At 62.7% G+C, this 14,496-nt stretch carries 10 protein-coding genes and 1 other RNA gene; 6 read left to right on the top strand and 5 right to left on the bottom strand.

Annotated features, from left to right (window positions below; translation table 11 throughout):
• Positions 1-3: 3 nt before the first annotated feature.
• The 5 genes from VT84_RS23925 to VT84_RS23905 all read right to left on the bottom strand — a co-directional run bounded on the left by VT84_RS23925 (position 4) and on the right by VT84_RS23905 (position 4,479).
• Positions 4-459 (bottom strand): hypothetical protein, encoded by a 456-nt coding sequence (locus tag VT84_RS23925; RefSeq protein ID WP_082841257.1) that lies wholly within the window; start codon positions 457-459, stop codon positions 4-6.
• 7 nt (positions 460-466) lie between these two features.
• Entirely contained in the window at positions 467-808 is a 342-nt protein-coding gene (locus VT84_RS23920; protein ID WP_082841256.1) for a hypothetical protein, read from the bottom strand.
• A 32-nt stretch (positions 809-840) separates the two neighbouring features.
• Positions 841-1,944, bottom strand: coding sequence for a DUF444 family protein (locus tag VT84_RS23915; protein WP_082841255.1), 1,104 nt, complete (start codon positions 1,942-1,944; stop codon positions 841-843).
• Positions 1,945-2,297: 353 nt separating this feature from the next.
• An RNA gene (gene ffs, locus VT84_RS23910) (signal recognition particle sRNA small type) lies at positions 2,298-2,393 on the bottom strand.
• A 37-nt stretch (positions 2,394-2,430) separates the two neighbouring features.
• Positions 2,431-4,479: a PrkA family serine protein kinase gene (locus VT84_RS23905; RefSeq protein ID WP_082841254.1), complete on the bottom strand. Its 2,049-nt coding sequence runs from the start codon at positions 4,477-4,479 to the stop codon at positions 2,431-2,433.
• Between the two features lie 451 nt (positions 4,480-4,930).
• Here VT84_RS23905 and VT84_RS23900 point away from each other — a divergent pair, with 451 nt between their 5' ends.
• The 6 genes from VT84_RS23900 to VT84_RS23875 all read left to right on the top strand — a co-directional run bounded on the left by VT84_RS23900 (position 4,931) and on the right by VT84_RS23875 (position 14,496).
• Positions 4,931-5,311 carry a hypothetical protein gene (locus VT84_RS23900; RefSeq protein ID WP_082841253.1) on the top strand — a complete coding sequence of 127 codons (381 nt, stop codon included), beginning with the start codon at positions 4,931-4,933 and terminating at the stop codon, positions 5,309-5,311.
• Between the two features lie 287 nt (positions 5,312-5,598).
• Complete coding sequence (locus VT84_RS23895; protein ID WP_082841252.1) at positions 5,599-6,420, top strand: SPL family radical SAM protein; 822 nt, start codon at positions 5,599-5,601, stop codon at positions 6,418-6,420.
• 52 nt (positions 6,421-6,472) lie between these two features.
• Entirely contained in the window at positions 6,473-6,946 is a 474-nt protein-coding gene (locus VT84_RS23890) for a GNAT family N-acetyltransferase (protein WP_204249635.1), read from the top strand.
• 116 nt (positions 6,947-7,062) lie between these two features.
• Positions 7,063-8,280, top strand: coding sequence for an efflux RND transporter periplasmic adaptor subunit (locus VT84_RS23885; RefSeq protein WP_082841251.1), 1,218 nt, complete (start codon positions 7,063-7,065; stop codon positions 8,278-8,280).
• The gene (locus VT84_RS23880; protein WP_082841250.1) at positions 8,277-11,375 is read left to right on the top strand and encodes an efflux RND transporter permease subunit; all 3,099 of its coding nucleotides are present in this window, start codon (positions 8,277-8,279) and stop codon (positions 11,373-11,375) included. Before VT84_RS23885 ends, VT84_RS23880 begins: the two co-directional genes overlap by 4 nt.
• Positions 11,376-11,484: 109 nt before the next feature.
• A complete protein-coding gene (locus tag VT84_RS23875; RefSeq protein ID WP_082841249.1) occupies positions 11,485-14,496 on the top strand; it encodes a DUF1592 domain-containing protein in 3,012 nt (1,003 codons plus the stop codon).

The following is a 14,496-nucleotide window of genomic DNA, read 5'->3' as shown; positions in this document are numbered from 1 at the left end:
GCACTACTTCTTCGCCAGCGTGACAATCAACCCCGACGCCAGGGAGAGTACCGCACCGAGCAGCAGAACGATCAACCCCCAGCGCCGCTTGTCCCACTCCTGGTACTGAGCGACGTGGTCCTGAAGTTGTTGCTTGAGAACGGCCGTTTCTTGTCGCGCTTCGGCCAACTCGCGCCGGAGGTCCGCGTTCTCTTTCCTTAACGCCGCATCTTCGTCACGGAAGCGGTTGATTTCTCTCTCACGGGCCGCATCGCGCTCGGTCAAAATCTCAACTCTGCCTTCAAGTCGAATCAGGTGTTCCGAAGTTCGTCGCGCTAGCTCCGTGGTTTCGTCCGCCAACTGAGCCGACGCTTCCTCCCGCGAGCGCGACACGATCTCCAGATTGGAAAGCGCCGTGGAGTGTTCGGCTACCGTCTTGACCAGTTCCTGAATGAGTTCGGTATTCGTTTTGGGCGGCACGGTTCCCTCACTCGTCGGTGACGAACACGAGCGGTTCGAGCGGCTCACGAACCCGCTGGCGCGTTCGCGTCCGAAGAACCCGGTCCCAGAGCCACACGAATCGGTCCCGCAGAGCTTCCGTGTCGCTCAGAGTTTCTGGTTCGAGTAGTTCCCGTTCGGTCACTACTTCGTCGTACTCAAGTGCGACCATGACCCACCGGGCGCCGGCGCCCCCTCGCAACACTTCCCAGAGCACGCGGACGTGGTGCTGAAGGGCTGGGGTGACAACCTCTGGAAGCAACTCCGACGCTCGCCGAACGTCTGCCTCCAGCCCCGCCTCCTTCACACTTTCCTTAATTTCTACTTCCACGAGGCACCTCACTTCAAAATCAACACTCCCCGTTACCGCCCGGTCTTGAGGAACTCCTTGATGCTACCCAGGATCGCTTCGCGGTCCGGGATGCGGCTCACGACCACGTTCTCGTGATCGTCCACCAGTTCGTGAACGTGGTCGAAGAACTCGCCGCTGCCGTAAGGCGATTCCACCTGACCGTAGCCGAAGAGGTTCAGCTTCGCCAGCATCGTGTTGTTCAGCAAATCGACGCACTTGGGCACGTCGTCGCCCCAATTGTCGCCGTCGGAGAAATGGAACGCATACACGTTCCACTGACTCGGCGGGAACCGGGCGTCGATGATCTTGTTGCACAGTTCGTAGGCGCTGCTGATCTTCGTCCCGCCGCTCTCGCGCGTGTGGTAGAACGTGTGCTCGTCCACCTCCTGCGCGACCGCGTCGTGAATGATGTAGACCGTCTCGACACCCGAGTAGTGCTTCTTGATCCAAGTGTCGATCCAGAACGACTCGATCCGGACGATCTCTTTCTGCTCGTCGGTCATGCTCCCCGACACGTCCATCATGTAGATGACGCACGCGACGCTGTCCGGCTTGGGCACTTCCTTCCACGCGCGGTACTGTTTGTCCTCGCGCACGGGCACGACGATCGGGTCGATCGGGTTGTACGTGCCCGCCGAAATTTGACGCTTCAGGGCACGCTTGAATGTGCGTTTGAAGTGCCGCAGCGATTCCGGCCCGACGCTCCGGATGCTGGTGTACTTGTCCTTTTCGGTGACGACGTTCTTCTTGCCGCGCGGTTCGATGCGCGGGAGCGCGAGTTCTTCGCCGAGGATGTCGGCCAGTTCCTCCATCGTCAGGTCGACTTCGAGGATGTGGCCGCCCGGCGAGTCCCCGGCTTGCGGGTCGTCGCCCTCCTGCTGCGGGGGCGTGAGCGGCTGCCCGGGTTGGCCGGGGCCGACCCCCACTCCGCCGGAGTTCTTCTTCCCGAAACGGAATTGGGGCAAATTGATCGACGGGAGCGGGATCGACACGTAGTCGTTTCCCTTCTTACCGATCATTTCTCCGCGGCTGATGTATTTGGAGAGGTTGCTCTTCACCTTTCCGCGCACCAGCTTGCGGAACCGCTGGAGGTCTTGTTCGATCTTTTGTCCCACGGCAATCGTGCCTCGGGGTGGATGGTGGTACCGTCGCAGCGCGCAGCAAACTTACCGCGCATTGTCGCGTATTGGAATCGTACCAGACAACGTGAGTCGGGGAGAAGCGAAACAGGGTGTCCGATCAGGTCTTGCGCGAATGATCTGGCTGACTAATTGGCAGGAGAAACCACGCCGTGTTCTGGTTCGCGGGCACTGATCGGTTGATCTGTTAAGGTAACTTTCCAGTGCATTTCTGGTAGGAAACGCTTTCACATAACGCAATGATACCAGACGAAACACCGCTCCGAGCCAAAAAGCAAGGAACCCCGGCCATTTGGCCGGGGTTCGTGTATTGCGTCACCGGGGAGTGGAAGGATGGGGGTGCCCTGAGCCGCACCCTCCAATGCTTATGGCTGCTGCTTCCGCCCTGACCAGGTTCACACCTTCAGGTCGGTCAGGCCCCCACCCATCCAAACCCCGGCGACGATATTTCTTCCTTTTTCCTTACTTTTTCGTCTGTCCGCGAGCAAAGATGCTCGCGACGAAGTTCAGTACGTCCGTCGCACTCGATTCGTTATAGCCGTAATTCCGAATGAGGCGACTCTTGACGACGTCGATTTTTTCCTGCGTCGCCTTGTCCACCACGTTCGACACCAGCGAGCTGAGTTTGATCGAGTCCTTCTGGTCCTCGAACAGCTTCAGTTCGAGCGCTTTTTGGAGCCGCTCGTTGGTTTTGTAGTCGAACTTCTTGCCGTCGATCGCCAGCGCCCCGATGTAATTCATGATCTCGCGGCGGAAGTCGTCCTTGCGGCCCTCGGGGATGTCGATCTTCTCTTCCACCGAGCGCATGAGGCGCTCGTCTGGCTCCTCGTAGTTCCCGGTGTAGCGGTTGCGAACTTTCTCGCGCTGCGTGTAAGCCCGGACGTTATCCATGTAGTTACCGCAGAGCCGGATGAGGGCGTCCTCGTCGGCCGCGATCGCGCGCTGCACCTCGTTTTTGACGATGTCCTCGTACTCCTCGCGCACCACCGAGAGCAGTTCCTTGTAGTGCCGGTACTGGTCCTCGTCCTTGATGAGCGAGTGGTTGCGCAGCCCGTCTTCGAGTTCCTTCATCACCATGAACGGATTGATGTTGTCCTCGTTCGGGTGCGCGACCAGTGCGTTCGAGATCTTGTCCTGAATGTACCGCGGGCTGATCCCGAGCATGCCCTCGTGCAGCGCGTCGCGCTTCAGCTCGATGACGTTGTCCTCGGTGAAGCCCGGCAGCGTCTTGCCGTTGTAGAGCTTCATCTTCTGGAGCACGCTGAGGCTGGCGTGCTTGGGCGGGTTGAGCCGCGTGAGCACGGCCCACATCGCGGCCACTTCCACCGTGTGCGGGGCTATATGCTTACCGCGCACGCGGTCCGAGTTGAAGTCCTTCTCGTAGATCTTCACCTCGTCGCGCAGCCGCGTGACGTAGGGGATGTCGATCTTCACGGTGCGGTCGCGGAGCGCTTCCATGAACTCGTTGTTCTGGAGGCGCTTGTACTCCGGCTCGTTCGTGTGCCCGAGGATCACCTCGTCGATGTCCGTTTGCGCGAACTTCTTCGGCTTGATCTTGTGCTCCTGCGACGCCCCGAGCAGGTCGTAGAGGAACGCCACGTCGAGCTTCAGCACCTCGATGAACTCGACGATGCCCCGGTTCGCGATGTTCAGTTCGCCGTCGAAGTTGAACGCCCGCGGGTCCGAGTCCGAGCCGTACTCCGCGATCTTGCGGTAGTTGATGTCGCCGGTCAGCTCGGTGCTGTCCTGGTTCTTCTCGTCCTTCGGTTGGAACGTGCCGATCCCGATGCGGTCCTTCTCGGACAGCACGAGCCGGTACACCTTCACCTCGTTCGCGAGCATCTTGAGCCAGTCGCCGTCGTACTTCGCGAGCCGGGTCTTGTACTCGTAGCGGCTGTACGGGCTGAGGTCGCCCTTGATCTTGATCTCGTACTGGTACGGCTTCTGGCACTGGTCGTTGAGCATGGTGAGGATCTGCGCCCGGTGCTCCTCGGGCACCAGTTGCAGCGGCTCACCGTGCATCGGGTCTTTCGTCCAACCGGTACCGTCCTCGGTCTTCCACGAGAAGCTGAACAGCATCCCCGCGTCGGTGCGGCTGTACTCTTCCAGCCCGCGCTTTAGCAGGCGCGCGATGGTACTCTTGGCGCTCCCGACCGGGCCGTGCAACAGGATCACGCGGCGCTCGGTGCCGTACCCCAGTGCGGCGCTCTTGAACGTGTTCACGAGCTGCATCAGGGAGCGGTCGAGGCCGTAGATCCCGTCCGCGTGCTTGGTCGCGAACTCGGTGAAGAACTTGTACCGGGGGAGCTTGTCCTTGTTCTCGTAAACGTCTTCGGCGCCGTGCGACAGGATCATGTCGTACAGGCGCTGGTAGGCCGTGCGCGTCACGCCCGGGGTTTCGAGCACCGTGTTGAGGTAGTCGGAGAACGACCCCTCCCAGTGCAACTTCTTGTACTCGGTGGTATCGAGCTGCGTGCGCAGGGTATCCAGAATCGCCGTGGCTGTGGCCATGAGTGAAGGTGACCTCCGTGGGCGGCGCGGGGCGCCGATAGGTGGTACTCGCAACGGTAATCGACACCGCTCGTGGTCCCAGGTTCGGATGCTGGGGCACCGATTGTCGGCTCGAAACGGTTGACTCAACCGGGAGCCGCAGCGGGAGCGGGAAAGGAGCGCGGGCTCCTGTCAAAGAACGGGAGCCGAGAGCGGGCGAACGGCTGGAGTAGGGTATCCCGTTCCCCCGGGGGCCGCAAGCCCGCGCGCTGCTCGGTTTTCAAAAACTACCGCATTCTACCGCCGCGCACCATCTTGCACCAAGAGAAGATGTCCGCGCGCAACTCGGCTTGCGCGAAACGCTCGAGTAACGTACACTCCTCAATCAGCGCCGCGCGAGTGTCTTTTTTCCCGCGCCGCGCGAATAATGTTGAGGGACGGTGTCCCGTTTCACGGACGAAGGAGATCGGTGATGCGAAACTTACTCGCTCTGGTCGGGCTGGCCGTTATCGGGTTCGGCGGCGTTGGCTGGTACATGGGTTGGTACAAATTGAACGTTTCAAAGGGCACGGACGGCAACATCCAGATTACAACCGATGTGGACACGAAGAAGGTCGGTAACGACTCTTCGGAGATCTTGAAGAACGTCGGTTCGGTGATCGGCAATCACGTCGATAAGGCCGCCAAAGACGCGAAAGCGGCCGTTCCGGAGACGGCCCCCGGAACGACCCCCGGCCCGGTCACCCCGCCGCAGAACGGAACGAAGCTTCCGGAAGTCCCCGCGCTTCCGAACACGCCGACCACGCCCCCCGCCCACGGTGGAATTCCCCTCTTCGCGCCGAAGTCGAAATGAGGCGCCGGGCGGGTTCCGCAGAGTTACTCGAAGTCAGATTCACCAACCGAATCGGAGACTCGCGGGCACAACACTCGCGCTCCGTTCGGGAACCAGTTGAAGATCACGTCCAGTTCCATTTCCGATCACATTTTCCCTTTTTGCGCGAACGTGCCACCTTTAACGGGTGTCCACTACTCCCCGCGGCGCGCTCTTGCCTCTGATAATTGACATCAGTCCAGTTGACGAGTATACACTTTCTGCCGCGCGTTGCGACCGTTTAGACATTTCCTCACGAGGTTCCGGGCATGGAACTGATCGAGTCGCGGTCGATTTTTTCGCCCGCCACCGGGTTCATCCGGCGCGGCGGGTTCGAGTGGACGTGCAACCCCTACATCGGTTGCACCTTCGGTTGTTCGTACTGTTACGCAGCGTTTCTGCCCCAAAATCGGTGCCCGCCGAACGAGTGGGGGAAGTGGATCACCGCGAAGAAAAATGCCGCCGCGCTTGCCGAGAAACAGGCACCGCGCGTCGCGGGCGAGCCGGTCTACATGTCGAGCGTGACCGACCCGTATCAGCCGATCGAGCGGGGGCTTATGCTCACGCGGGGCATTCTCGAAGCGCTCCTCCCGCACCAGCCGCGCCTGACGATTCAAACGCGCGGCCCGCTCGTGGCTCGCGACATTGACGTGCTGAAGGACTTCCGCAGCCTTCGCGTGAACATGTCGATCCCGACCGATTCCGAGCGCGTGCGCCAGCAGTTCGAGCCGAAGGCTCCGCCGCTTGATCGGCGCTGGGACGCGCTCGCACAGCTCAAGGATGCGGGCATTGCTGTGGGTGTTTGCGTCACCCCCACGTTGCCAATCGCGAACGTGGACACATTCGCCCGCCGGATCGCGGACTTCAAACCCGACGTCGTGGTGTGCCAGGATTTTCACGACGCCGGCGGGCGCTTCGGCGCGGATACGGGTGCGGAAGCGCGAGCCTTGCTCGCCGAAACAGGTTGGGGACCGGCGGACTATCGGCGCTTCGTGAACCGCTTGCGTCTCAGCACGACCGTCTTCGAGGGCGAAACCGGCTTCTTCCCGCCGCCCGCGGTGTCTGCCGATGTCGCAGGGAGTCGTCGGTAAGCAGTCAGCGCGTAGAACTGTTCGAGTTCAGGCAAACCCCAGGACTCGTCTCATGAGCGCGTCTATTCGTCTCCGACCATTTCACCCCACCGACGTTCCTGCGCTGTTCGCGCTATTTCGAGGCACGGTCCATCGCGTCAACAGTCGGGATTACTCGCCTGAGCAAGTGCGTGCCTGGGCGCCCGACGAAATCAATCCGACCCGTTGGGCAACGCTCGCTGATCGGTTCGCGGTCGTGGCGGAAATCGGCGACCAACCGGTCGGGTTCGCCGACCTCGAACCGGACGGCCACATCGACCGGTTCTTCGTCCACGCCGACCACCAGGGTTGCGGAGTCGGAGGGACGATCATGCGTGCCCTCGTCGCCGAGGCCACACGGACGGGTCTCACCCGTTTGTTTGCCGAAGTCAGCATTACTGCCCGACCGTTCTTCGAGCGCCACGGGTTCACAGTGTTAATGGAGCAACAGGTCGTAGTTCGTGGGGTGGCGCTCACCAATTTCCGCATGGAGCGGAACCCCATCTGAGCGCCCTACGATCGCGGCATCCGGATTTAACGACAGAACAGCCCGGCCCGACAAGAACTTGCGGAATCGTCTCGCGATCAATTTCCAATAATGAGAGAATACCCACCGCATCGGCGATGCGACCGCTTTTGGCGACCGGAACGCGGGTACTAACTCCGCGTCCCGGTCCCCTGTCCCACCTGCTGCTCATTCCTGCCATGTACCTCCCTCGCACCGTCCTCACTCCGCGCCGGCTTGCGCTGCTCCTGCTGGCACTTGCCGGGTGCGCAAAACCACCCGCGCCCAAAGCGGAACCCGCGCCCGCGCCTGTTTCGGTCGCTACTGCCGACAAGAAAACAGTGGCTGTTCAGGTTCGGGCTATTGGCTCGGTCCGCACAATTTCTACGGTCAACGTGCGCCCCGCGATCGCCGGCGAACTGACCCACGTCCATTTTCGCGAGGGCGACACCGTCCGACGCGGACAGAAGCTGTTCACCATCGACCCGCGCCCGTTCGAGGCCGCTCTCCAGCAGGCCGAAGCGACACTCGCCCGGAATCTGGCGACCCTAAAGGGGGCCGAACTCAGTCTCGCGCGAGTGGAGCGCCTCGGTTCGTCGGGCATCGGTTCGGTGGTGGAAGCTGATTCGACCCGCGCGACGGTCGAAGCCGATCGCGCCGCGGTCGAGGCCGACCGAGCGGCCGTCAAACTGGCCAAGTTGCAACTCGAATACACCACGATTACGGCCCCGATCGACGGGCGAACGGGCGCGCTGCATGTCACTGCGGGGAACCGGATCTCCACGGCCGACACGAATCCGCTGGTCGTCATCAATCAACTCAGCCCGATCGACGTGCAGTTCGCGGTTCCCGAACGGGCCTTACCAACAGTCATGGCGGCGTTTGAGGGACGCGGGCGATTGCATGCGGAAGCCACACCTCGACACGGCGGTCCCAAAGCGATCGGCGAACTCACGTTCGTCGACAACGCGGTCGAACCCGGCACCGGTACGGTCCAACTTAAAGCTCAATTCCCGAACACGAATCGAGCGCTGTGGCCGGGGCTGTTCGTGGACGTGGTTCTCGACCTCAACGAGCGGCCCAACAGCGTGGTCGTCCCTCCGGCCGCCGTACAGTCGGGACAAAAGGGGCAGTACGTGTATGTCGTTTTGCCGGACCAAACGGTTGAACTGCGGTATGTCACGGTCGCCTTCGAGTCGAGCGGCGAGACCGTAGTCACATCGGGTTTGAAGGGCAGCGAAGTCGTTGTGACTGACGGTCACCTCCGACTCGCCCAGGGTCTCAAAGTGTCCATCAAGAACCCGTCGGCGCTTCCCCCAGCGGGGAGCGCGAAATGAACGCTTCCCGGCTATTCATTCTCCGCCCGGTCATGACCACGCTGCTCACGGTGTCGGTCGTTCTAGCCGGCCTACTCGGATACCGGGCACTTCCGGTCAGCGACTTGCCGACGGTGGACTACCCGACAATCGAGGTCAGCGCCAGCCTGCCCGGGGCCAACCCGGATACGATGGCCGCGGCCGTTGCGACCCCGCTGGAAAAGCAGTTCACGACCATCCCCGGACTGGCGAGCATGAGTTCGTCCAGCAACCTCGGGTCCACCTCGATCATCCTCCAGTTCAACCTCGGCCGGGACATCGACGCGGCCGCGCTGGACGTGCAGTCCGCGATCTCCCGCGTCGCCCGGTCGCTCCCACCGGACATGCCTACGCCGCCGTCGTTCCGGAAGGTGAACCCGGCCGATTCGCCCATCCTGTACCTCGTGCTCCGGTCCGACGTGTTGCCCATCCACGAGGTGAACGAGTACGGGGAGTCGTTCATCGGCGACCGGTTGTCGCTCGTGAACGGGGTCGCGCAGGTGATGGTGCAGGGGCAGCAGAAGAAGGCCATTCGAGTGCAGGTCGATCCGGACCTGTTGGCCGCACGCGGAATCGGCATCGATGAAGTGTCGGCCGCGCTTCGGAACGCCAACGTCAACCTCCCGACCGGCACGTTCGAGGGCGACCGGCGGAAGTTCTTCATCCAGGCCAGCGGGCAACTGTCCGAGGCGAAGCAGTACCGCGACATGGTGGTCGCGTACCGAAACGGCAGCCCGGTTCGGCTGAGTGAACTCGGAACCGCGGTCGAGGGCGCCGAAAACAGCCGAATCGGAGCGTGGTACTCGGCGCGCGAGCGCGACGGAACCGACGGCGAAAACTCCCGGGCGGTCGTTCTGGCCGTGATGCGCCAGCCGGGGGCGAATGCGGTCGAAGTCGCCGAGGCTGTGACGGCCCTCGTGCCGACGCTGCAAGCTCAACTCCCGCCGACAATTAAGCTGTCTGTGCAGTACGATCGCTCAGTTCCCATTAAAGAATCGATCACCGACGTTCAGATCACGCTGCTAATCGCGTTCGGTCTGGTGGTGCTGGTGATTTTCGTGTTCTTGCGCAGTTTGCGAGCGACGATCATCCCGAGTCTGGCTCTGCCGGTATCGGTGGTCGGCACGTTTGCGATCATGTACTTGCTGGGCTACACCCTCGACAACATGTCCCTGCTGGCACTCACGCTCGCGGTCGGCTTCGTGGTCGACGACGCGATCGTGATGCTGGAGAACATCGTCCGACACCAGGACATGGGGAAATCCCCGATTCGGGCGGCTCTGGACGGGTCCGCCGAGGTCGGGTTCACCATCGTCTCGATGACCGTCTCGCTCGTCGCGGTGTTCATTCCGGTGCTGTTTCTCGACGGGATGGTGGGCCGGCTCCTCCGCGAGTTCGCAGTCACCATCTCGGTGGCGATCGTGGTGAGCGGGCTGGTATCCGTTACCCTCACTCCGATGCTCTGTGCCCTCTTCCTCAAGGGCGGTCACGGCGCGGCCCCTGGCACAGAAGGAGGCTCGCGACACGGGTTCGTGTATCGGGCGACCGAACGGGCGTTCGACCTGATGCTCGCCGTTTACGACCGCACGCTGCGCCTGACGCTCCGGTTGCGACTTCTGATGCTCCTGTTCTCGTTCGCGTTCGTGGCTGGAACGGGGTACTACCTGACGATCCTGCCCAAAGGGTTCCTACCGAGCGAAGACACCGGCCGCATCGTGTGCGCGATGCAGGGCGCGGAAGACATGTCGTTCCAGGGCATGGTCGGTGTTCAGGAACAGGTGACGGAGATCGTGCGCCAGAACCCGAACGTCGACGCGGTGAGCGCGTGGGTATTCGGCGGGAACAGCGGGTTCCTGTTCATAAAACTCGTTCCGCGCGATCAACGGTCGGCATCGGCCGACGAGGTGATGACCGAACTGCGCCGCACCGCGGGCGGGTTGCCCGGGGTCAACGTGTACTTCCAGAACCCGCCCCCAATTCAAGTCGGCGGGCGCTCGTCCAAGAGCCAGTACCAACTCACGCTCCAGTCGCCCGATCCGGAGGCGCTGTACGCGGCCGCCCCGAAACTCGAAGCCCGGTTGCGCTCGATGCCGGATTTCATCGAAGTTACTAGCGATCTGCTGGTAAGCAGCCCGCAGTTGAACGTGAAAATCGACCGCGATAAGGCGACCAGCCTCGGCGTATCGGCACGCCAGATCGAGGACGCGCTCGCTAACGCCAACGGCGCCCGGCAGGTGTCCACCATCAACGCGCCCAACGCCGAGTACCGGGTGATTCTGGAAGCCGCGCCCGCGTACCAGCGTGATCCGGCACTGCTCTCGAAACTGTACGTGCGATCGAGTTCCGACGTGCTCGTGCCGATCGATTCCCTCGTGACCGTGAGCCGCGGGGTCGGGCCGTTGTCGATTAACCACTCCGGTCAGTTGCCGTCGGTGACGATCTCGTTCGACCTGCGCCCGGGCACTTCGCTCGGGGACGCGCTGACAAAGGCCGAAGACGCGGCACGCGAAGAACTACCGGCTGGAGTGACGACCGGGTTCCAGGGAACAGCCCAGGAGTTCCAGCGCTCGGCGCAGGGTTTGGGACTGCTTCTCGTCGCCGCGGTCGTGGTCATTTACCTCGTTATGGGAATGCTGTACGAGAGCTTCATTCACCCGGTGACGATCCTCTCCGGGTTACCGTCGGCCGGCGTCGGCGCTCTGTTAACACTGGCACTGTTCCGGAGTGAACTGAACCTCTATTCGATGGTCGGACTGATTATGCTGATCGGGATCGTGAAAAAGAACGCGATCATGATGATCGACTTCGCGCTAGACGCCGAACGCACTCGCGGGAAATCACCACGCGAAGCGATTCACGAAGCGGCGCTGGTGCGATTCCGACCGATCATGATGACGACAATGTGCGCGCTGCTCGGGGCGTTGCCGATCGCGTTCGGATGGGGCGCCGGGGCGGAGAGCCGTCAGCCCCTCGGGTTAGCTGTGGTCGGTGGACTACTGGTGAGCCAGGTGCTGACGCTCTACTTCACCCCGGTTTACTACCTGTACCTCGACAAGCTCCGCATTCGTCGTGCTTAAGCCCCGACAACTAACGACCCGATTTGACAAACCGGGCGCGAGACAGCGCCCCGGCGTCGTGGTAAAGTAAACTCTGCACCGCCCGCTACTACCCACCCCGCAGCACGTCATGCAATTCCGAACCGCTCACTGTCTGGCAATTGCTGCGCTGACGGGGCTTATCGGTGCCACCGCACACGTGCCGGCCGCACACGTGCCGGCCGCACCTCCTCAACCGGCCCCGGCCTCGCCCCCCGCAGACCCAATCCCGGCCGCTCTGGAACAAACCTTCAAGGACTCGGTCCGGCCGTTCCTTCAGACCTACTGTCTTTCGTGCCACGGGGCGGAGAAGCCGAAGGGCGATCTCGACCTGAGCCCGTTCACTACGCTAGAATCCGTCGCGAAGGACCACCGCCGCTGGGCACTCGTTCTCGAGCGCCTCCGGGCCGGCGACATGCCGCCGGAAAGTGCGAAAAAGCAGCCCACGAAGCAGTTGCGGCACGACGTCATCGGTTGGGCTGAAGCCGTTCGCAAGTACGAGGGTGATCGGAACGCCGGTGATCCCGGGCCAGTGCCCGCCCGTCGGCTCTCGAACGCCGAGTACAACCACACGATCCGCGACCTAACAGGAGCGGACATCCGCCCGACCCGCGACTTCCCGGTGGACCCGGCGAACGAGTCCGGGTTCGACAACTCTGCCGAGTCGCTCTCAACTTCCCCGGCACTGGTGAAGAAGTACCTGGAAGCGGCCCGCCGCGTGGCCGATCACCTCGTGTTCACCCCGGACGGGTTCGAGTTCGCGCCGCACCCGGTCATCGCAGAAACGGACCGCGACAAGTTCGGTGTCAACCGGATCGTCGCGTTCTACCGCCGGCAAAGAACAGATTTCGCCGATTACTTCTTCGCCGCGTGGCGGTACCGGAATCGCGCGGCGCTGGGCAAGCCCTCCGCGACGCTCCCAGAACTCGCAACCGAAGCCGGCATCAGCGCGAAGTACCTCTCGACGGTCTGGAGCACCCTGACCGATAAGCCGGAGGAGGTCGGACCGGTCGCAGCGCTTCAGACGTTGTGGCGCGAACTACCGGACGGGGCCAACAAACAGGACGCGGCCCGCTCCGGGTGCGAACGGATGCGCGACTTCGTCGTGGATCTGCGGACCAAGCTCGTCCCGAACGTGAAGAACCTGACCGCGCCGAAGATCAACGATGGCTCGCAACCGCTCGTGCTGTGGAAGAACCGCATGATGGCCGCGAACCGGACCCGGTACACGAGTGGCGCTCTCGCGCTGAAAGACCTCCGATTACCCGCCGGGTCGGACGCCGCAAAAGCCATGATTGCCCCGGCTGCCCCGGACGCGATCAAGCGGTACGAATCTACGTTCGAGCGCTTCTGCGCTGCGTTCCCCGACGCCTTTTACGTGTCCGAGCGCGCCCGCGTGTTCCTCGATCCGAAGGGGGAGAAGGGCTTGACCGGACGGCTGTTGAGCGCCGGGTTCCACAACCAGATGGGCTACTTCCGCGACGACGGCCCGTTGTACGACATGCTCCTCGACACCGCCCAACAGAAGGAACTCGACCGGCTCTGGCGGGAGTTCGATTTCGCCGCCGATGCATCCGCGCGCCAGTACCTCTCGTTCATCTGGTACGAGCGCGCCGAGACCGACTACCTACGCGACACCGTGTTCGACGAGTTCCGTGCCGAAGACAAGGACGCGACGTCCGATGCCAAGATGCGCAAACTCGCCACGGTCTATTTGGCGAAGGCAGAAAAGGCCGGTGCCAGCGAAACGGCACTGACGGCGGTCCGCGATTACTTCAAGAACATGGGGACCACGTTCCGCTGGCTGGAGAAGGCACGCAAGGACGCGGAACCGCACCACCTCGTGGCGGTCCACCGGTTCGCCGAGCGCGCGTATCGCCGCCCCCTGAGCCAGGTTGAGCGGGACAATCTGACCGCGTTCTATCGCGCGTTGCGAGAGAAAGAGGAACTCTCCCACGAGGACGCGATCCGCGATTGTGTCGTCAGCGTGCTGATGTCGCCGTACTTCTGCTTCCGCGTGGACCTGCCCGGGCACGGAACCGGCGCGACCACACCGCTCTCGGATTACGCACTCGCCAGCCGGTTGAGTTACTTCTTGTGGGCGAGCATGCCCGATCAAGAATTGCTCGCGCACGCTACAGCGGGCGACTTGCGCAAGCCGGAAGTGCTCAGCGCGCAAGTGAAGCGAATGCTCCGCGACCCCAAAGCGCGCGGGCTGGCGACCGAGTTCGCCGGTAACTGGCTCGACTTCCGCCGGTTCGAGGAGCACAACGCCGTCGACCGTAGCCGGTTCCCGGCGTTCGATAATGACCTGCGGTCGGCGATGTTCGAGGAACCCGTCCGGTTCTTCACCGATCTCGCAGCGCGCGACGGTTCGGTCCTCGATTTCCTGTTCGCCGACCACACGTTCGTGAATCCCTCCCTGGCGCGACACTACGGTATGCCGGTGCCGACCGGTGGACCGGATTCGTGGGCGCGCGTAGACGGGGCCGGGAAGTACGGGCGCGGCGGTCTGCTACCGATGGCTGCGTTCCTGACGAAGAACGCTCCCGGTCTGCGCACAAGCCCGGTGAAGCGCGGGTACTGGGTCGCCCGCCGACTGCTGGGCGAACACATCCCCGCCCCGCCCCCAGACGTGCCCGAACTGCCCGCGGATGAGGCGAAGTTGGGCGAACTGACGCTACGCGAAGCACTGGCCCGGCACCGCGCCGACAAGAGCTGTGCGTCGTGTCACCAGAAATTCGATTCGCTCGGGCTCGTGTTCGAGGCGTATGGTCCCGTCGGCGAGCGCCGGGCGAAGGATCTCGGCGGGCGCCCGATTGATGCAAAGGCCACGTTCCCTGGCACGGGCGGCGACGGCGACGGCGTTCCGGGGCTCACCGAGTACATCCGGAAACACCGCCAGCAGGACTTCGTCGACAACCTGAGCCGCAAGCTCCTGGCATACGCGCTCGGGCGCAGCCTGCTGCCGTCCGACGAGCAACTCATCCGGGCGATGCGCACGAAACTCGAAGCCGGGGACTATCGCTTCTCGGTTCTCGTTAAGACAATCGTTTCCAGCCCTCAGTTTCTCAATAAGCGCGGCCCCGCCGCACCGAAGTGA

Source organism: Gemmata sp. SH-PL17 (genome assembly GCF_001610855.1).
Classification (GTDB): domain Bacteria; phylum Planctomycetota; class Planctomycetia; order Gemmatales; family Gemmataceae; genus Gemmata; species Gemmata massiliana.
This window is presented reverse-complemented; position numbering and strand designations above follow the sequence as displayed.

Bases quoted from the DNA above. Each gene is read 5' to 3' on its own strand.
- VT84_RS23880 (WP_082841250.1), top strand. From the start codon at position 8,277: ATGAACGCTTCCCGGCTATTCATTCTCCGCCCGGTCATGACCACGCTG.
- VT84_RS23885 (WP_082841251.1), top strand. From the start codon at position 7,063: ATGCGACCGCTTTTGGCGACCGGAACGCGGGTACTAACTCCGCGTCCC.
- VT84_RS23895 (WP_082841252.1), top strand. From the start codon at position 5,599: ATGGAACTGATCGAGTCGCGGTCGATTTTTTCGCCCGCCACCGGGTTC.
- VT84_RS23900 (WP_082841253.1), top strand. From the start codon at position 4,931: ATGCGAAACTTACTCGCTCTGGTCGGGCTGGCCGTTATCGGGTTCGGC.
- VT84_RS23875 (WP_082841249.1), top strand. From the start codon at position 11,485: ATGCAATTCCGAACCGCTCACTGTCTGGCAATTGCTGCGCTGACGGGG.
- VT84_RS23890 (WP_204249635.1), top strand. From the start codon at position 6,473: ATGAGCGCGTCTATTCGTCTCCGACCATTTCACCCCACCGACGTTCCT.
- VT84_RS23905 (WP_082841254.1), bottom strand. From the start codon at position 4,479: ATGGCCACAGCCACGGCGATTCTGGATACCCTGCGCACGCAGCTCGAT.